Source organism: Litchfieldia salsa (assembly GCF_900104555.1).
In the GTDB taxonomy this organism is placed as follows: Bacteria; Bacillota; Bacilli; order Bacillales; family Bacillaceae_L; genus Litchfieldia; species Litchfieldia salsa.
Genome location: NZ_FNJU01000005.1, coordinates 230,330 through 250,538 on the forward strand (window position 1 = coordinate 230,330; position 20,209 = coordinate 250,538).

The window sequence follows — 20,209 nt, forward strand, 5'->3', positions numbered from 1 at the left end:
CGAAATTTTATTCTATCTTACCTTTGGAACAGAAAAGTGCCAGGCACCACAACTTAGTGGTGCCTGGCACTTTGTACAGCCTTATATGTATTACTGTTCCATACTTCCGTATAGTTCCTCTAAAGGCTTCATAATGATTTTATTTAATTCTCCAATTAACATACTCATACGTTGTTCGTTTTCCATCAGCTTTGAAATAGAAGCATGTTGTTGCACTAAACCAACCATTTGCTGTGCTTTCTCTACTTCTTCTTGGGAAATTTCTTCACCCATCATTTGTTTTTGCTGAAGCTGCATTTGAACATCACGGAAATTTTCAAACATTGTTTTCGCAGCAGGATCTGTGTTAACCTCAGAATAACTTTGTTGTAGTGATTTAAACTCATCACTTTCACGAATCGCTTTTTCAAGATCATAGGCTACATCATATAAATTAACTGCCATTGTATCTTCCTCCTAACATTCATTTCCATTATAAATTGGATACTCCCCAACTATAACAGAGTATTTAACAAAATTCAGCTAAAGACCTTTTTTCTTTCTAGATGGGTTACTAAATATCTTTAACTAGACTGTAAACATTGTAAGGGATCTCTCCTAGTACAAGACTTCAGCATATTTGTGCTGATTTTGTCCAATAGGATGTCTCTATCAGACATAACTCATGGACTGAGCATAGATTCTGTCCAATAAAATGCCTCTATTAGACATAACTCATGGATTGAGCATAGATTCTGTCCAATAGGATACCTCTATCGGACATAACTCATGAACTGAGCATAGATTTTGTCCAATAGGATGTCTCTATCGGACATAACTCACTTCCCAAGACTAGATTTTGTCCAATAGGATGCCTCTATCGGACATAACTTACTTCCCAAGATTAGATTTTGTCCAATAGGATGCCTCTATCGGACATAACTTACTTCCCAAGACTAGATTTTGTCCAATAGGATGCCTCTATCGGACATAACTCACTTCCCAAGACTAGATTCTGTCCAATAGGATGCCTCTATCGGACATAACCCACTTCCCAAGACTAGATTCTGTCCAATAGGATGCCTCTATCGAACATAACTCACTTCCCAAGACTAGATTCTGTCCAATAGGATGCCTCTATCGGAAATAACTCATGAACTTAGCATAGATTCTGTCCAATAGGATGCCTCTATCAGACATAACTCACTTCCCAAGACTAGATTCTGTCCGATAAGATCCCCCCATAAACAATAAGCGAGGGTTAAAATTGTCCTTTAGTATCAACCCAACTTTATATCTAGCCAACGGCTCAATTAATAAAAAGCACAATCAATCCTTGAATCACACCAATTAGACCTCCAAGAAAAGCCCCTAAAAAGGTGATCATTTTAAATTCTCTTCGTGAAATTGAAAGGACCATTTCCTCTAAACGCTCAACCGAAAAAGACTCTACCTGCTGTTTCACTATTTCTTCAACACGAAGTACTCTCATCATTTCATCAATTCGATTAGATATTAACGTTAATGAAATATCAACTAGCTTTGGTGCACTACTCATAATCGCTGTATTATATAACCCGAGCAATTCATGTATTGGTTTATTAGCATACTCTTTGATTGGGAATACCTTGAGCACAGACGATTTTATACCAGAAAGAATAACATCTCTTCCTACTCTTTCTTCTAAATCTCCAACTGTCCATTCTTGTATCTTATCCCATTCCTTCTCAATAAGCTGCGTTAAAAGATTGCTTGTACCTGGACTATTAATGAATTTCAATATCTCTGGCTGAATTTTATCAATTAGGCTTTGCTGTCCTAAAAACATTTGAACCATATTACCAAGCATTTTTCTACTTGCAAAGAAATCATCAATCATTATCCCTAGTCTTTGCTTTCCCTCTTCACTAGCAAAGTATTCTTCACCTTTTTCAGTAATATAAGATGCTAGTATTGGAATTTTTGAGGAGACGTTTTCTTGAAAATGTGGCGGTAACACAACCTTAAGTTTATTTTCTTGAAGACTAATCATCCAATCAATATATTTTGATTCAACTAGCCTAATAAGTTTTTCTTCTGTTTTTCCACCTACATCTTCGATTCCAAATTTATTTACAAATTCATTTACCGAGCTCTTTGAGGTAAGAAATTTGTCAAGCTCATCCCGAGCCCATTTTTCCAGGGCATCCTTAAACTGTGGATCTAATAATTTATGTTTAATACTCTCTGGAGTTAGTAAGTGTTCAACAACCATCTTACCAAGTTGGTTAGCAAGTTCATCTCTTCTCTTCGGAATCAATCCTGGTGTAAATGGGAGTTTTTTTCCAAAGACATAGATAGGATTATACGGTCTAAACAACATTTTAATGGCTAATGAATTTGTAAATCCCCCGATAACTGCTCCAATCACTGTCATAAATAATACTACAAGTAAACCTTCCATTTTTATCAACCTTTCAAATCTCTAAATAATTCTCACAAATATGGGTTAATGTTCATACGATACGATATCAGCATTCGCCTATTTATTAATTATAAAGATTGTTTAACTTGTCAGCAAATGAGGGTATCTGAATGACTAAAAAAATCCAAATTGAAATCAGAGCTGAGTCTGACGAACTGTTTCCTACACCACATACGATTAAAATTAGTGGTCCTGTCACCTCGCTATTTAAAATTGAACAAGGTCAACCCATTAATCTTTATTGTGGGAGGAATAGTCAGGAAGTTCAGACCGTAAGTATAAAAGAAAGTGAACCAATTATATATTGTAGCCTATCTTTATTAAAAAAACTTTCATTACCACATGAATCATTCTCCATCACATTCGCTCAAATTGGCAACCATACGTTTTCCCTTGGGCCTATTTTGTGTGTTGTAACTGAAATTCGTGAAAGCAAAGGTGTGATTTCACTTGGCTCAATAGAAGGATACTGTGAGGAGTTGGCCACATATTGCGAACGTTTAGGTATACTTTTTTATTTAACTGGTCTTACACTTTTCCATGAAAATGTAGGATATATTTTTCAACAAGGATCTTGGAAAAAAAGTACCGTACCTAACCCTCATGTTGTCCATAATCGAATTCATTCGAGAAAAAGAGAAAAATCCGAGCTATTTAAGCAGTTTTCAACAAAATTAACTGAACTAGAAATCCCCTATTATAATGATCACTTTCTCAATAAATGGGAAGTTCATGAAGTGTTAGAAAAAGAAGAGCATCTATCACCTTATGTACCTGAAACGAACTTGCTCCTTAATAAACAAGTCTTAGAAGAAATGCTTGCCAAACACTCTTACGTATTCATAAAACCAATTCACGGTAGTCAAGGCAGAAAGATATTTAAAATTAACGTGTTGGATGATGGTTCCTATGAACTTGATTATACAACCTTTGCAAAAGAGATGGAGACAAAATATGATACGATCCATTCCTTGTTCCTTTCATTAAGAACTAGGCTAAATAAGCAAGGTTATATTATACAACAAGGTATACCATTGTTTTCGTATCAGGGAAGACCATTGGATTTTCGCTTTCTATGTCAAAAGGCTGAAAAGAATGACTGGAAAATCACCTCAATCGTAGCACGTGTTTCAGCAAAAGATGATTTTGTTTCAAATCTTTCCAGAGGTGGAGAAGTTAAGAAAATTGAAGAAGTACTAAAAGAGTCCTTTTTAGAAAAGGACATACGACAAATCAAAAAATTGATGAGTGAATTAGCAACAGAGATTGCCTCATTAATAGACTCATCAATACCTGGCTTCTTTGGCGAGTTAGGGATTGATTTAGCTCTTGATAAGGAGGGAAAACCTTGGTTAATTGAAGTTAATACGAAACCTTCAAAGGACCAAGACCCAAAACGCTTTTCTTCCAAAATTAGACCGAGTGCAAAAGCAATTATCAAGCACTGTTTATATTTAGCAAATTACCCCGAGGAGTGATCATCATTGGTATCGTTAGGATTCATTACTGTCCACCCTGCACAAGAAATTACGTATATTACTGAAATAGCAAAACGCGCAAAGCAATATGGAATAATCGTTTACCGTTTTACTCCAACTAATATCGAACCTGGTTCACAGCTCATACATGGTCAAGTCTATGATCAACAGGAAGAACAATGGAAACAAGATACCTTTTCACTACCGGAATTTCTTTATGACCGTTGTTTTTATGGGAACGACCCATTATCAAAAAAAGCCCAGCCCATTATGAACTGGTTAAAGTTAAATCCTAGTACAACATTTATCGGTTATGGTCTCCCAAATAAATTAGAAATATATCAAACACTGAAACAAGATAAAGATCTAACATTTTATCTTCCACACACAAAGAAGGCGACATCAAGCCAAAAGATATTGAGTTACTTGGCAAAGGAAAAAAAAATCATTTTAAAGCCTATTAGTGGATCAATGGGAAAAGGAATCATCGGCTTGTTCTTGGAAAAAGAAGGGATTAGGGTAGTTACTCATCAACGTAAAAATCTGATTAAAAAGTTCTTTTCTACGAAAAAGTCAATAACCGATTACTTGGATAGACTTCTACAAACTCAATCATTTCTTTGCCAGCCATTCCTTCCTATTCAAGATTCTCAGGATTTCCCCTTTGATCTCCGAATATTAGTACAAAAAAATAAGGATGGTCAGTGGCAAGAAATAGGTCGAGGCATTAGAAAAGGTGGAAAAAACTTTTTAATATCCAATATTGGAAGTGGAGGAGAAGTTATTCCTTTTGAAGAGTGGTCAAAGGGTCTCTCCCAAAGTGAGCTTTACTTATTAAACGAAAATATAAATACCATTATTAGCAAGCTCCCTAACGTATTAGAAACCAAGGTTCAACGGTTATTTGAATTAGGTATTGATCTTGGTTTGGCCAGTGATGGGTCGGTTTGGATACTTGATACGAACTCAAAGCCTGGTAGAAAAGTTGTCTTAAGCACCAGTCCAAATAAGACAGAAGAAATTTATCAAGCACCACTTCTCTATTGTTTATACCTTTCAGAACAATCAATTAAGACAAATGGGAGTTGAGGTTTATGGATACATTACAGATAAATATAATTTCAGGTGAAGAGTCGACCATTTATTTACCCAAACAACTTAAACATCTGGGTGAGATTACACATGTAGCATTTGGAACAATCTCATGCAAATGTAGGATGAAACTGACAGACAGTGAAGAGAAAATACTAACTATTTCAGAAGACCTCTACACTACTCTTAAATTACCAAATAATAGTACTACTTATTTAATTGTCCATGAAAATACTCTGTATTTAGGTCCACTAGTTGGGATTTTTACTGCAGGATTTACGGATAGCTTATTGAGACCTATTGGTGAAAGATCGATCTTTTTTTCTAAACTACTTTCTGCGGAGAAAGCTGTAGGTGCGATTCCCTTTGTATTTGGTGCACACCACATTGACTGGGAAAATGGATTAATAACTGGTTTATTTTATCTAAAAGATGGTTGGAAAAAGATTGAAGTCCCTTTCCCAAATGTTATTTATGATCGTTTGCCCAACCGAAGAATTGAAAATCATCAAGCCTTAAAAAAAGTGAAAGAAAAACTAACTCAAGAGTATTTAATTCCATGGTTTAACCCAGGGTTCTTTGATAAATGGGAAATACACCAATTATTAATGAATGTTGATAACGTCTCTTCCTTTTTACCTGAAACACATAAAAATCCAAACTTTGCATTGATTGAGACAATGTTATCTAAATATCAACATGTTTACTTAAAACCAGCAAATGGGAGTCTTGGCCTGGGCGTATTCCAAATTATTTATTCACGTGAAGAAGAAGCTTATTATTGTAGGTTTAAAGATGTTGAGACGCAAAAAAATCGTCTCCAAAAGTATTCATCACTTGAAGCACTGATCAACTTTTTATTTAGAAAAAAACAACTCAAACATTATATTGTTCAACAAGGGATTACCCTTCTAAGAACCGATCATAAGACCATTGATTTCCGTGTTCATACGAATAAAAACAAGGAAGGAAAGTGGCAGTTAAGTGTCATTGCTGGGAAAATTGCCGGTAGAGGAAGTGTTACAACCCATATTAATAGTGGTGGTGTTGTAAAAACGTTAGATGAAATATTCACTGATACAAAAGAATGTCAGGAAATAACACAAAAACTAGCACATACAGCTTTGGCTCTAAGTAAAGCAATTGATAGCAAAATTGTTGGGACGATTGGAGAGATTGGTTTCGATTTAGGTATTGATAAGCAAGGAAATATATGGGTTTTTGAAGCTAATTCTAAGCCAGGTCGATCCATTTTTGCACATCCAAGATTACGTGAAAATGATCTGTTAACAAGGAAATTATTTCTTCAATATGCCATTCATTTAACTGAAACTACGATAAAAAAGCCAGAGGAAGTTCATCAATGATTCAAGTTTACTATGACCCAACAAAAAAAAACTGGTATCATCAATTACAATCACAGAAATTTACGTGGGGAAAGGAAAAGAAAGTCATTTCCTATTTCGGGGGCAATGTGAAAACAATGCTCCCTTTCTCTATATCCGAAAATAGTGGAAGACTAAGCCCAATTGTTGGAATTTTAGCAGGGAATTCTAAGACTAAAACGACATTTAGTGGTAATGCAGCTACCTTCATTCGGATACAGAAAGAACTGGAAAAACAAGGATCTTTATGTGTAGTGTTCACACCATCATCAGTAGGAGCTAGCGAAGTAAATGGATTTTATTATCTTAGAAAAGTTAAAAAATGGGTACGAATTAAAACACCGTTACCTGATATCGTGTACAATCGAATACCTTATCGGAAAATGGAAAAGGACTTTGACTATTCACAATTACTAACACTATTAGAACAAAAGAACATCCCATATTTTAACCCCTCCTTTTTCTCGAAATGGTCTGTTTATCAGTCATTGAGACAAAATCCAAAAATACAGAGCTATCTTCCTGACACAACCCTATATTCATTAGATTCCTTGATTATGATGATTGAGAAATATAAATGTGTCTACCTTAAATCAGACCAAGGTCATAAAGGAAAAGGTCTTTTTAGGATAAGAAAACACAATCACGGCTTTTCGCTTGCTTCCTTAGACCAACAACTGCACTTCAATAGCCTAATTGAACTAGATAACTACTTAGGTCCCTTCTTAGAAAAAGATAAGTACTTAGTGCAAGAATCAATTGTCTCTGATACGTTCGAATCTAAACGGTATGATATTCGTATTCTAGTTCATCTAAGTCATGATAATCACTACCGGATAAGTGGTACTGGGATTAGATTGTCTGGAAAAAACGATCTTACTACACATGTTCCTAACGGGGGAAAAATTATAAGTTTATCTATTGTTGAAGATCGTATTAATGAAAAGCTACTAAGCAACATTGTGGAGGAAATTGGCCATCAACTAAGTAAAGATTTAAAAGCATCAATTGGTGAGTTTTCCGTTGACATTGGGAAAACTCCTAAAAATGACTATTATATATTCGAGGTCAATTCCAAACCAATGGTCTTCGATGAACCTCATATTAGAAATGACGGTTTAGCTAATCTAATAGCCTTCCTAATTACACAAGCGAAGGATTATCAAAACTAGATTTTCTTTACACATAAATTACCATTATTGATTCTCTGGCTTTAATCAAACAATAAATGTTAAAGGGGGATTTCTAATGGCTTCTTATAATAATAAAGAACGTGAAGATTTACCTAATGAAGGTAGGGAAAAAGCATTAATCGATATTGAGCGGTTCATTGATGACGGCCTAGCAGGTGGAACTGTGAACCGATATCATGGATCTACAAACATCGAAGAAGCACGGGATTTACCACACGAAGACCCACCAAACGAAGGATAAAATAATCGTACAAATAAGGATGAGACAAAACCAAGTCTCTCCTTATTTTTTTTGTTATAATAAAAAGAAAAGCGCAAGGTGCCCGCTTATCGGCGACAGGCATAAGACGAGCCGGCTTGAAGGTTGCTTTTTAACCTTCTAGACGGATTGGCTTATGACCCCGAGCCGATGGCACCTGGAGCTAGACAATAAGAAAAGCGCAAGGTGCCTGTTCAGCCCCGACAGGCATAAGACGAATACTATAGAGGAGAAATGGTTTATGTTAGAAAAATTAAAAAATCATTACAAAGATGCGTTTGTCCTTGGGTATACTGTTGACTTGAAAAATCTTTATCAATGGTATGTTTCTGATGAAGGAATTACATTTGGGTTGGATATAAAAAAGATATCTGAGCGTGAACGGTCCCTACTATCAACTTTATTTACACCTATTGAACAGCGAACAATCCAAATGAATGAAGAACAGAAATCGTGGTTTAATTTTCTCTTTGGCTCACAAGATTCTGTAATAATTAACAAGAACTACCAAACCTGCCGATTTATCCATTTTCAAACAAATAAGCCAATTACAGAGCCTACTGATTTTAGCGAAGCTTTACAGGCTATGTTTCCTTATACCATTAATATCTTGTGGGAAAATGATCGTCATGGAATCGTAATTGATACACATTTTGACCAAAAGGAAGATTTTCAAGTCAACTTTGAAGAAATCTCCGATACCATCACAACTGACTTCTACATAACCATTCGTTTTTTTATTGGACAAGTCTATCCTTTTCACAAAGGTCTAAAAGAGGATTTTCTGTGGGAAAAAACTTGTTTTAATAAATCGCTTCAATTTCTGTCTAAACGTACTACCTTTCGTTTACATGAGGTTCTACCCTATATAATTCTTGAGGAACTAAACCCCCTCTTAAAGCAAAAGCTAACAGACTCTGTATTACAAGAATTACATTCAGATAAAGAACTACTTGACACCGTGAAAGTATTTTTGGAAAGCAATTTAAATGTTAGTTTAGCAGCAAAAAAACTGTACATGCATCGCAATAGTCTACAGTATCGCATAGACAAATTCATTGAAAAAACAGGGATTGATATTAAGCACTTTCAAGGTGCAATCACGACATACTTAGCCATTATAAATCAAGAACAATTCTTAGATTCGTAGACATGCACGAAAGCACTTTCATTTCTTTGTGCAACGTTTACATATACGATAATAGGCCGATTACGCTAAACTATGGTTATAAAGAAAACGATTTCAAAACAAAATCATAGGAGGCACTAAAATGGCTGAACTTAAATTACAAAACATTTATAAAATTTATGACAAAGATGTAACTGCAGTAACTGATTTTAACCTTCACATTCAAGATAAAGAATTTATCGTATTCGTAGGACCATCTGGTTGTGGTAAATCAACTACTTTACGTATGATTGCTGGATTAGAAGAAATTTCACAAGGAGATTTCTACATTGATGACAAGCGTGTTAACGATGTAGCTCCAAAAGACCGTGACATCGCGATGGTGTTCCAGAACTATGCATTATATCCACATATGAATGTTTATGATAATATGGCATTTGGTCTTAAACTACGTAAGTTTCCTAAAGCGGAAATCGATCAACGCGTAAAAAATGCTGCTAATATTCTTGGTCTGACAGAATATTTAGATCGTAAGCCAAAAGCGTTATCTGGTGGACAACGTCAGCGTGTTGCACTTGGTCGTGCAATCGTTCGTGATGCAAAGGTTTTCTTAATGGATGAGCCTTTATCAAACCTTGATGCAAAGCTTCGTGTAGCGATGCGTGCTGAAATTTCAAAGCTTCACCAACGTCTTCAAACAACAACTATTTATGTAACGCATGACCAAACTGAAGCGATGACAATGGCTACTCGTCTTGTTGTTATGAAGGATGGTATTATCCAACAAGTTGGAGCTCCAAAAGAAGTTTATGATAACCCAGAAAACGTATTCGTTGCTGGATTCATCGGTTCACCTGCAATGAACTTCTTCACAGGTACTCTAAAAGACAATAACTTCGTTACTGGTAATGTTACAGTTGCTGTACCAGAAGGCAAAATGAAAGTGTTACGTGATCGTGGGTACTCAAACAAAGAAGTAGTTCTTGGTATTAGACCAGAGGACATTCATGATGAGCCAGTATTCATTGATGCTTCTAAAAACACAACAGTTACAGCTAAAATCGAAGTTGCAGAACTGATGGGTGCTGAAACAATGTTATACTCTCAAGTAGCTGGACAAGAATTCGTTGCTCGTGTTGATTCTCGTACAGATATTAAACCAGGTCAAGAATTAGCCTTAGCATTTGATATGAACAAAGTTCATTTCTTCGATGCTGAAACAGAAGAAAGAATCCGTTAATAGGCCCCCTTATTAATTGATATATATATAACAAGGGACTGCACATTTAATATGTGCAGTCCCTTGTTTATTCCTGTATTAATTTAATTTCTGACAACGAACAATTCTCACAGTAAAATAAATGCGCACATTTGTGTTCACTAAGTGTTGTTGCAAATCCATCAATTTGTTTCATTCCATCTATCTCCATATAGGCACTGTAATCATCAAAGTAATCAATTACTCTCCCACCGTCCATTAATTGCTGACCACAAGTAACACAATGGAAATCAGCTGTTTCAAAGCCATTGCAAAGCGGACAAATGTACATAATGGCTACCATCCTTCTTTTATTAAGGCTGTTATCTAAAAGATTGTTGTTTTAAGACTTATTTACTTTGGTAGAGCTCGTTGATTGGAACGGAAGGTATGTGACTCCTGCGGGATGCGCAGGAAGGATGAGACCCCACAGGAGCTTGGCGACGATAGGTTCATCCCTGCACCAAGGAAAGCACATACCTGGAGTGCAAATCAACCTAACCTAGTCAAATAGCAACATTTTACGATAACAGCTTTTATTAATAACTACATTACTATTTTAAGACGTACCGTTCACTCTATGTATGATTATTAAAGGAATCATTTTCCATTATATTTTTTGAATAGATTTCGCCTTCTCCTGCCATAATACTTATTACACGCAGGGGAATTAAATAAATTAAATCAATTAAATCAATGAGCATTTAGCACCCCCAGGAAAGGCGTTTAAAACTTAAAAAAAAAAATAAAAAAAAGTGAATAAAAAATAAAAAATTACACATTCTAATAAACGTAACACACAAAAACATTATTGGGTTCGCCAAGAGGCAATGGATCATTATATCCATAGTTGGTGCAATACCAGCAAACCCAACCAAAAAAAATTTTAGAGGAGCTGAAAGAACATGGCAAACAACAACAGTGGAAACAGCAACCAATTACTAGTTCAAGGAGCTCAGCAAGCGATTGACCAAATGAAGTATGAGATTGCATCAGAATTTGGTGTAAACTTAGGTGGAGAAACTACTTCTCGTGCTAACGGATCAGTTGGTGGAGAAATTACTAAGCGTCTAGTTTCTATGGCTCAACAATCTATGAGCGGTTTTAACGGACAATAATTAAAAATTTCATAATATGGCCTTAGGTCCCAAGTTCTCTTGGGACCTTTTTATTATTAGAAACTGTATCAGACAAACCATAAACCCCATATAGTAGAGTAAATGCTAAATCTTCCTACTATTACAAGAAAGGGGGTCATATGTATGTTTGAAGCAGTGGACTGGAAACTCGTCACATTTGTCTCCTATACCCTCTTCCACGAATATATCGTCCACATTCGATTCCCACAGATTTACTACATGGAACAAATGAAACAACAAGAACTTGATACTCTTCTCAAAAAGGATTAGTTGTTTCCCTAATATTGGCCTCTTTACTTATTTTAAATTAGGCAAAGATATAACTAAGGGACCAAAATGAGTAACAGGGGGAATTCTAAATGAATCAATTATTGCAATCCATCCTTGAAAAAACACGTGAGTCGGTAGAACAGACTACTCACTTGATTGTTGAACGAATTGAAACGCTTTTACATGAGCCTACATTCTCAGTTGAAGAACTTGCTTCATTTGTTGCTTCACATCCCAATACGTCTTTTTCACAAAAGTTTTTACTTGGGATTCACTATTACTTTTATGAACTAAAGCTAAATAACATGGTGTTTTACTTAGAAACGAAAGGCACAAATGGTTCGTATATATTAGAACTGTTAATTACAAATGAAACCAAAACTTTGTTCCAATTTTATTCATATGAAAATAAATTAAAACCCACAAAACCACTTAAGCTTTCTGAAACCATAAATCGTGAAATCAACTAACACAAAAAGGAGCCATAAATGGCTCCTCTCAGGCTGTTGACAAACGCTCGCATTCTTCGTTGCGAATCCTCGCTCAGTGCTCATTACCCTCATGGTAACTCCGCTCCTCCCAAGGGTTCGCGCCTCGACTTCAAGCGTTTTCAATCAGCCTGGGTTTTATAAATTAAACTTTGTCTACACTCTAAAGAGGAGCCATAAATGGCTCCTCTCATTTCTTAATTATTTGGAAGTGGTTCATTAATAATGACGCCAACTTTTCGTATTCTTCGATTTTCTACCTCTTGAATTGTAATTGTTACATGTTCATAGTCAAAATGTTCTCCAACTGTAGGTATTCGTTCAAGCGCCTCTGAAATCCATCCACCTAATGTGTAATAAGATGTATCTGGTTCATTTATATCAACTAATTTTACAAAGTCATCAAGAGGTAATTCTGCATTAAACTCATAATTTTTTTCATCTATTTGATTAATATTCTTTACTTTCTCATCGTGTTCATCCCAAATATCCCCAACGATTTCCTCTAGTATATCCTCTAGAGTGATCAAACCTGATGTCCCACCAAATTCATCAACAACAATGGCCATATGAGTCTTATGTTTCTGAAGTTCTGGAAGAAGGGTTGATATCTTCATGCTTCTAACGACAAAGAATGGATCTCGAAGTAAACCTCTAATACTAATTTCATTATTTTGCACGAGTTGGCTTAAAAATTCTCTCTCAGAAAGAACTCCAATAATATTATCAATATTATCTTCGTACACAGGTACCCTTGAATAACGTTCTTCTAAAAACATATCTCTTATTTCATCAATGGACTGTGATACCTCCACAGCTGCCATGTCGATTCTAGGAGTTAGAATTTCACCGACTAATATATCATTAAAGTCCAAGGAACGATGGACAAGTTCTTTTTCTTGATTATCAATTACACCCTCTTCTTCACTTAAGTCAATCATCACTTTGAGTTCTTCCTCAGTTACAGACGGAGAATCATCTTTACTTTTGATAAGCTTGGATGCGGCTACTTTCAGTAGTACAAACAAGTAAGTAATGGGTGATAAGACCTTCATTAGGAAAAAGAGTATTCCTGAAATGGCTAATGCAAATGCTTCAGCATTTTCTTTAGCGAACGACTTTGGCAGAATCTCGCCAAAAATCAAAATTAAAATGGTCATGACAACAGTACTTATAACAAGACCAGTATTTCCACCGAATAAGTCATCTGCCACTTTAGCAGAAATAGAAGCTGCTGCAATGTTAACAATATTATTCCCAATTAAAATTGTTGATAATGCTTTATCAAAATGTTCTGAGATGTACAGTGCTTTTTTACTGCCTCGTCTGTTCTCATCACTATAATTTTTTAAGCGAATTCGGTTTACACTTGAAAAAGCAGTTTCTGTTGCTGAAAAGAATGCAGATAAAAAGATTAAAAAAACCAATAAAGAAATTATACTCAGTGGCAAATCGCCCAAGAATGTTCACACTCCTAATATTTTTACTACCTAAAACTTATTTTATTGCACTTTGAAGATAAACATACTTTATTCCATCAGATATTTAGAGAAAAATATGCTAATCCTATAATAACAAAAAACAAACAAGAAGAGAATTAATATTAGTCAATATATTCCTAAAAAATATAATGCCTGCCACAACTCTCATACTCCAGGTTAAACACTAGAAATATTTGAGAGCGTGTCAGGCACTTTACATTGGTTCTTCATGATTCTAATAAGTTATAACCAATAAAAAGAGTAATAATAATAACTGAAGCAATGTTCAATGTTACAGAAAGCTCCTCCATTTTACTCCCCCTCATAAAAGATTAGAATAATCCTTTTTAAGGGTAGCATCTATAAAGGTTTAGTTGTGAACTTATCTGTGTCATTTATTTAGATTTATTATTAATCTTTTGTGAACACCAATTTAAGCAATATCAGTTGCCTTTCCTTGCTGTAGTTCATACATCTGATAGTATTTGCCGCGTTGTTCCATTAATTCATAATGGTTTCCTTTTTCAACAATTTCTCCACGATCCAGTACAAGTATTTGATCAGCATTTTTGATGGTCGATAATCTGTGCGCAATGATAAATGTAGTTCTTCCTTTTTTAAGAACCTCTAATGCATTTTGAATGATAGCCTCAGTTTCGGTATCAATGCTTGCTGTTGCTTCATCCAAGATAAGAATGGCTGGATCAAATGCCAATGCACGTGCAAATGATACGAGCTGACGCTGGCCAGAAGATAAAGTGCTACCCTTTTCAATTACTGGCTCATCATAACCATTAGGAAGACTTTTCAATAATTGATCTGCCCCTACATCATTTAATGCCTTTTCCACTCTTTCACGCGAAATAGATGGATCATCCAAACTCACGTTACTCGCAATCGTCCCTGTAAATAAATAAGGATCCTGCAATACAATTCCCATATGCTTCCTTAGTACTTGTTTAGGAATTTCATTTATATTCATACCATCAATCGTGATTTTCCCTTCATTAATATCATAGAAGCGAAATAACAAATTCATGATTGAACTTTTTCCAGACCCAGTATGGCCAACTAGTGCTACTGTTTCTCCTTGCTTAGCTGCAAAGTGAATATCCTTTAACACGTGTTCTCCTTCTTTGTAACCAAAGAAAACATGGTCAAATGCCACATTCCCCTTATACCGAGGAATTTCATCGGAACTTACATCTATTCCTTCTAAATCTAATAGTTCAAATACCCTCTCTGACGCAACCAATGATTGTTCTAATATGGCTAATTGATTAACCATTCCTGTTATCGGTTGGAACAACCTATTTAGATAATCAACAAAAGCGTATAGTACCCCCAAAGAAATCACACTATCCAGGCCGAGTGACCCTCCACCAAAATACCATATTAATGCGACGAACGAAATATTTCTTAGCACACCCACTAAATTATGTGAAGTTAGAGCATTAAGATTCAATAATTTATTTTGATAAGTAAAATGCTCGTCGTTTAAGACATCAAATTCCTTATCTGCCTCTTCTTGTCTACGGAATGCTTGAATAATTGACATTCCTTGGATGGATTCATTAATTGTTCCATTAATGTCACTCAATCTTGAACGAATTTTATGATTGTACTTTGACGCATATTTGCGATATACCTTTATCCATATAATGAGAATCGGGACAATCACCATACAAATCAATGCAAGCTTTGCATCTAATAAAAATAATGCAATAAATATTCCTGTTATATAGATAATTCCAGTAAAGAAGTTAGCTAGAACAGTCACATATAAATCACGAATTGCTTCTGTGTCATTTGTAACTCTAGATACAACTTTCCCAGCAGGAAGATTATCAAAATAATTAACTGGTAATCGTTGGATCTGTGCAAACACATCTTCTCTCATCTTTTGAATAATTCGATTTGCCGAGGTTTGTAATAAATATCTTTGTCCGAACGTAAAGATCGATGCGATAACTAGTAACCCGAAATAAAGAGCAATCAACTTTATTAACATTGGTATTTCTGGCTTATAAAAGTTAAATAGTTCATCTTTGGAGAGCTTCTCGACTTCATAGCTTTCCACTTTATCATTTCTTGAGATGATTAACTCATTATTATTTACGACTCTTTGGCCATCAAATTCAATAGGCTCATCAACAAAATAATAAGAACGACCAACCTGGAGAATTCGAACCTCTGCGATCTTTTCATCATCTGTGTAAATTCGATCTGAACGCTTATACCAGTTTCCTTGAAAGGCTACTGCTTCATCACTTTTATTCGTTTCATACCAAACATTTTCTATCCCAAGAATATGATCATCAATCATTTTCTTTGCAATAAAAGGACCAGTTAATTCTGTCGCTACTGCAATAGCCAACATAATGAGTGCAAAGATGATGGTTCTTTTAAATAAAAGGGCGTAGTTAAAGAGTCTTTTACCTACTTTCATGCAGACACCCCACTTTCTTGCTTTTCCACAACTTGTTGTCGATCAAATTGTTCTTTATACCAACCATTCGCCGCTAAAAGTTGTTCATGTGTACCTTCTTCTATCACATTTCCTTCATCAAGAACGACAATCCAATCTGCATGTTCTACAGCAGACAAGCGATGTGTAGTAATAATTGTTGTTTTGTCTGCTCTTTCTCTCCTGATATTTTCAATGATTGCAGTTTCTGTTTTAGCATCAACTGCTGATAAGGAATCATCTAAGATCAAGATTTCTGGATTCACAGCCAATGCTCTAGCAATTGAAATTCGTTGCTTTTGACCTCCAGATAGTGATACTCCTTTTTCACCAACCATCGTGTTCAATCCATCTGATAACGTCTCTAAATCTTTCGTAAAGGCCGCAAGTTCAATAGCCTTTTGAAGCTCCTCTTCAGTTGCATCCTTTTTACCAAATAGAATATTTTCTTTCACAGATCTTGAAAATAAAACATGATCCTGTGGTACATATCCTATCCACCCTTGGATTTCTTGGATATCAATATTCTCTATAGGAATATTCGAAATGGTTATTTCACCCTGACCTAGTGGATATTCTCTTAGTAATTGTTTAACAAGAGTTGTTTTACCACTTCCAGTCTTCCCTACAATTCCAAGTGTCTGGCCTCTTTTGATGTTAAATGATACATTCTGCAAATTAACAACACTTGATGTTGGATATTGGAATGTTACATCTTTAAATCGAATTCCGTTAGGTACATCAACAGATATAAGCTCATGATGATTTGATACATCTGGTTTGTATGCAAGTGTTTCATTTACTCGATCTAGTGAAGCATTCCCTCGTTGCATGACGTTAATTAATTCACCAATCGCAAACATTGGCCAAATCATCATTCCTAAGTACACATTAAATGAAACTAACTCTCCTAATGTAATGGTATTATGGAACACAAGATATGCACCATATCCAAGTCCGATAAGATAGCTTATACCAACAAGAATTTTCATAGTTGGCTCAAATAAAGAATCGATTTTAGCAACCTTTACATTCTTATTGAAAACATCTTCTGTTAGTTTGTGAAAACGCGATTCATCGGCATGCTCCTGGACATAGGCACGAATGACCCGAACACCTGCAATTGACTCTAATACTTGGTCATTCATATCCCCAAATGCATCTTGGGCTTCCATAAATCTCATGTGAATCTTCTTACCATAAATTTGCATCACAACAGCCATGATTGGCAAAGGAATTAATGCTGCAAACGTTAATGGCCAACTAATAAGAAAACCCATTGTTAATAATATTGTTAACATAAATACACTTGAGTCAATTAAGGTTAAGATCCCGAATCCAGCTGTTTGTGAAATCGCCTTTAAATCATTAGTGGCACGAGCCATTAAGTCACCAGTACGATTTTTTTCATAAAATGGTGGTGTCATTTTTAATAAATGCTTCATAAATCTTCCACGCATGATACGTTCAACCAAAAAGGCCCCACCAAAGAGTTTATACATCCAAGTATAAGTAACCCCATAAATAACAATCGCTAAAACTGTTAAAAACACAATATACTGAATTAATTTGTCCTTTGTTAATGCACCTGTTTGTATTTCATCAATAGCTACTCCGATTAATTTTGGTGGAATAATTTCCAAAATCCCAACAAAAATCAATAAAAGAATGGCTACAGTATACCTTTTCCAATATTGCTTAAAAAACCAACTTAATTTAACTAAAACTGATAACATCTTTTTTGTCCCTCCCTACATTGTCCAAACGTAACTAACCACCTTCTAGATCTCCTGTGTACATCATTCCAATTGCACCTACTACATTCATAAAACTTCCTCCTTCATATTAGTAATATCTATAAACACCCCATTGCAATGAATGGAAAGTTTAACAATGATAAAAGGCATAACGCTTAATTGCGATATGCCTATGATTTAGAGAATCATTCCTGATTAAGAATGAAAAAATTCCCCATAATAAAAGCACACATCACGACAAACGTGACCTGTGCTACATTTAATTTTTGAAAGTGATCATCGTAATAGATGGTTTAGATTTCAATCAAAGGTAGGGTCACGGTAGTATTATTTAATTGATGATGAAGCATATCTCTTAAGTTTTCCATTTCAAAACCCTCCTTTTCCAATTTATAGAAAATATTTCCTTTGTTAGCTTATCATCAATGACTTTATTTTGTCAATTGTTACTTCATTAATAATTTTGTTTATTACATTCTAGATGTAAGCGCTTTGTGTTTTTAATCTTGGTTTTTCTCAATGTGGATTTTTGATGAAAGACATTTTGCTTGTTCATCCAGTTTTTTTGTCCTTCATACCCCCGATGAAAGACTTTTTGATTGCTCAGCCAGCTCTTTTTGTCTTTCATAACCCCGATGAAAGACTTTTTGCTTGTTCAGCCTGCTCTTTTTGTCTTTCATAACCCCGATGAAAGTCTTTTTGCTTGTTCAGCCTGCTCTTTTTGTCTTTCATAACCCCGATGAAAGTCTTTTTCCAAGTCCACCCCACCCTTTTTGTCTTTCAGTCTTTCAACCCCACCCGCTCTAACAACAAGTTACAAAAAAATGCACAAAAGGGCATAACAACCCTCTTGTGCATCTATTTTTATAAGACAAGTAAAAAGAAGTCTCAATCACTACTTCTTATTTCATTCATTAACTCTTCTGCGGCGTCTTTTGCTGAGTTGGCAAGACTTATTGCAGAAACGACAGCAACACCATCAGAGCCGGCATTCATAACATCTCTAACTTTACCAAGTGAGATGCCACCAATTCCAACGATTGGAATTTCAATGCCCTCACTCCGCATGTTTTTAATCATTAATGGCCCCATCACATCACGTGCATCTGACTTTGTCTTTGTTTCATACATTGGACCTACTCCAATGTAATCTGCACCTTTTTCGATTGCAAGTAACGCTTCTTCGATGTTATGTGTTGACACACCTAATAGCATTGATCCAATTTTTGTTTTTACAGCATCAATAGGTTCATCTTCTTGTCCAATATGAACACCGTCTGCTTGGAGCTCAATCGCTAGGTCAACATCATCATTTACAATGAAGGGAACGTTATTTTCCTTACATATCGCCTGTAATTCTTTCGCTAATTGTCTCTTTTCTTCTCCCTGAAGTGCTCCATGTCCTTTTTCTCGGAGCTGAAAAAGCGTTACCCCACCGTCTATTGATTCTTTCAAAACCTGTCGTGGATTACGAGTACAATTTGGGCTTCCCATTACAAAATAAAGCTTTAACATATCTCTTACTGTATTCATTTACTTAGCACCTCGTCTTCGATATGCCCAGTGATTAGTTGGCCCATGCCCTGATCCTATGCCGAGCGTATCTTCTATTGCTGCTTGGATAAAAGCCTTCGCAGTAGTCACAGCATCAACAACCGTCTTTCCTTTTGCTATTTCGGCTGTAATTGCTGCCGCAAACGTGCATCCAGTACCATGGGTATGTTTCGTCTCTGTTCTCATGCTCTTTAATAGATGGAATTCTTTACCATCAAACAGAAGATCGGTAACCTCACTACCTTCACCATGTCCACCTTTAATCACCACATTCTGTGCTCCCAGTTGAAATATTGCCTTGGCTGCATCTTTTCTTTTTTCAAATGTATCAATTGCAAAGCCAACAATAATCTCAGCTTCTGGGATATTAGGTGTAATCACATGAGCTAACGGAATTAAATTCCTTTTTAATGAATCAACAGCTTGTTCTTGTAATAATGGTGCCCCACCTTTAGCAACCATGACGGGATCGACAACTAATTTCAACCAGCTGGAAGTATGAATTTGATTAGCGACCGCCTCTGTTAATTCAGCACTAAACAACATCCCAGTTTTGACGGCATCTGGTGATAAATCTTCAGCTATGACTTTAATTTGCTGAACAACTGCTTCAATTGATAGTGGATATACTCCGTGCACACCCATAGTATTTTGTGCAGTGACTGCAGTAATCGCAGACATCCCAAAGACATCCAGCTCTTGAAATGTTTTTAGGTCTGCCTGAATTCCTGCGCCACCTCCACTATCTGAGCCCGCAATTGTTAAAGCCTTTGCAACTTGCATCTGAAATTCCTCCTAATGGATCTAAAGGAGATC

18 protein-coding genes are annotated in these 20,209 nt (G+C 35.7%); 9 read left to right on the top strand and 9 right to left on the bottom strand.

Translation table 11 applies throughout. The annotated features are described in order from the left end of the window. Positions 1 to 90: 90 nt before the first annotated feature. The gene (locus BLQ56_RS12515) at positions 91 to 444 is read right to left on the bottom strand and encodes a YlbF/YmcA family competence regulator (RefSeq protein WP_090854635.1); all 354 of its coding nucleotides are present in this window, start codon (positions 442 to 444) and stop codon (positions 91 to 93) included. Between the two features lie 844 nt (positions 445 to 1,288). Beyond that, positions 1,289 to 2,422 carry a DUF445 domain-containing protein gene (locus tag BLQ56_RS12520; RefSeq protein WP_090854637.1) on the bottom strand — a complete coding sequence of 378 codons (1,134 nt, stop codon included), beginning with the start codon at positions 2,420 to 2,422 and terminating at the stop codon, positions 1,289 to 1,291. A 131-nt stretch (positions 2,423 to 2,553) separates the two neighbouring features. On the opposite strand from BLQ56_RS12520, the gene BLQ56_RS12525 reads away from it, so the two are divergent. The 7 genes from BLQ56_RS12525 to BLQ56_RS12555 all read left to right on the top strand — a co-directional run bounded on the left by BLQ56_RS12525 (position 2,554) and on the right by BLQ56_RS12555 (position 10,219). Then, on the top strand, positions 2,554 to 3,921 hold the full coding sequence (locus BLQ56_RS12525) for a YheC/YheD family endospore coat-associated protein (protein ID WP_090854640.1): 1,368 nt from the start codon (positions 2,554 to 2,556) through the stop codon (positions 3,919 to 3,921). Positions 3,922 to 3,927: 6 nt separating this feature from the next. After that, positions 3,928 to 5,010, top strand: coding sequence for a YheC/YheD family endospore coat-associated protein (locus tag BLQ56_RS12530; RefSeq protein ID WP_090854642.1), 1,083 nt, complete (start codon positions 3,928 to 3,930; stop codon positions 5,008 to 5,010). A gap of 5 nt (positions 5,011 to 5,015) precedes the next feature. Next, complete coding sequence (locus BLQ56_RS12535) at positions 5,016 to 6,380, top strand: YheC/YheD family endospore coat-associated protein (RefSeq protein WP_090854645.1); 1,365 nt, start codon at positions 5,016 to 5,018, stop codon at positions 6,378 to 6,380. Further along, the gene (locus BLQ56_RS12540) at positions 6,377 to 7,570 is read left to right on the top strand and encodes a YheC/YheD family endospore coat-associated protein (RefSeq protein ID WP_090854648.1); all 1,194 of its coding nucleotides are present in this window, start codon (positions 6,377 to 6,379) and stop codon (positions 7,568 to 7,570) included. Before BLQ56_RS12535 ends, BLQ56_RS12540 begins: the two co-directional genes overlap by 4 nt. 76 nt (positions 7,571 to 7,646) lie before the next feature. Further along, positions 7,647 to 7,832: a hypothetical protein gene (locus BLQ56_RS12545; protein WP_090854651.1), complete on the top strand. Its 186-nt coding sequence runs from the start codon at positions 7,647 to 7,649 to the stop codon at positions 7,830 to 7,832. 259 nt (positions 7,833 to 8,091) lie between these two features. Then, entirely contained in the window at positions 8,092 to 9,000 is a 909-nt protein-coding gene (locus tag BLQ56_RS12550) for a PucR family transcriptional regulator (protein WP_175490287.1), read from the top strand. 121 nt (positions 9,001 to 9,121) lie between these two features. Further along, positions 9,122 to 10,219, top strand: a complete 1,098-nt coding sequence (locus BLQ56_RS12555; RefSeq protein WP_090854657.1) for an ABC transporter ATP-binding protein — start codon at positions 9,122 to 9,124, stop codon at positions 10,217 to 10,219. A 67-nt stretch (positions 10,220 to 10,286) separates the two neighbouring features. Here the strand turns inward: BLQ56_RS12555 and BLQ56_RS12560 are convergent, their stop codons facing one another. Both BLQ56_RS12560 and BLQ56_RS24070 read right to left on the bottom strand, forming a co-directional pair. Beyond that, complete coding sequence (locus BLQ56_RS12560; RefSeq protein ID WP_090854660.1) at positions 10,287 to 10,529, bottom strand: hypothetical protein; 243 nt, start codon at positions 10,527 to 10,529, stop codon at positions 10,287 to 10,289. Between the two features lie 286 nt (positions 10,530 to 10,815). After that, entirely contained in the window at positions 10,816 to 10,941 is a 126-nt protein-coding gene (locus BLQ56_RS24070; RefSeq protein ID WP_274380232.1) for a hypothetical protein, read from the bottom strand. A gap of 201 nt (positions 10,942 to 11,142) precedes the next feature. Between BLQ56_RS24070 and BLQ56_RS12565 the strand changes: the two genes are divergently transcribed. Beyond that, positions 11,143 to 11,355: an alpha/beta-type small acid-soluble spore protein gene (locus BLQ56_RS12565; protein WP_090854663.1), complete on the top strand. Its 213-nt coding sequence runs from the start codon at positions 11,143 to 11,145 to the stop codon at positions 11,353 to 11,355. Positions 11,356 to 11,735: 380 nt separating this feature from the next. Beyond that, positions 11,736 to 12,116 (top strand): hypothetical protein, encoded by a 381-nt coding sequence (locus tag BLQ56_RS12570; protein ID WP_090854666.1) that lies wholly within the window; start codon positions 11,736 to 11,738, stop codon positions 12,114 to 12,116. Positions 12,117 to 12,331: 215 nt separating this feature from the next. Here BLQ56_RS12570 and BLQ56_RS12575 read toward each other — a convergent pair whose 3' ends face one another. The 5 genes from BLQ56_RS12575 to thiD all read right to left on the bottom strand — a co-directional run bounded on the left by BLQ56_RS12575 (position 12,332) and on the right by thiD (position 20,176). Further along, complete coding sequence (locus BLQ56_RS12575; RefSeq protein ID WP_090854669.1) at positions 12,332 to 13,594, bottom strand: hemolysin family protein; 1,263 nt, start codon at positions 13,592 to 13,594, stop codon at positions 12,332 to 12,334. Between the two features lie 454 nt (positions 13,595 to 14,048). After that, positions 14,049 to 16,064 (bottom strand): ABC transporter ATP-binding protein, encoded by a 2,016-nt coding sequence (locus BLQ56_RS12580; protein ID WP_090854672.1) that lies wholly within the window; start codon positions 16,062 to 16,064, stop codon positions 14,049 to 14,051. Beyond that, on the bottom strand, positions 16,061 to 17,818 hold the full coding sequence (locus BLQ56_RS12585) for an ABC transporter ATP-binding protein (RefSeq protein WP_090854675.1): 1,758 nt from the start codon (positions 17,816 to 17,818) through the stop codon (positions 16,061 to 16,063). Before BLQ56_RS12585 ends, BLQ56_RS12580 begins: the two co-directional genes overlap by 4 nt. Before the next feature lie 909 nt (positions 17,819 to 18,727). Then, positions 18,728 to 19,372 carry a thiamine phosphate synthase gene (thiE, locus tag BLQ56_RS12590; protein ID WP_090854678.1) on the bottom strand — a complete coding sequence of 215 codons (645 nt, stop codon included), beginning with the start codon at positions 19,370 to 19,372 and terminating at the stop codon, positions 18,728 to 18,730. Next, entirely contained in the window at positions 19,373 to 20,176 is an 804-nt protein-coding gene (gene thiD, locus BLQ56_RS12595) for a bifunctional hydroxymethylpyrimidine kinase/phosphomethylpyrimidine kinase (RefSeq protein ID WP_090854681.1), read from the bottom strand. Positions 20,177 to 20,209: the final 33 nt, after the last annotated feature.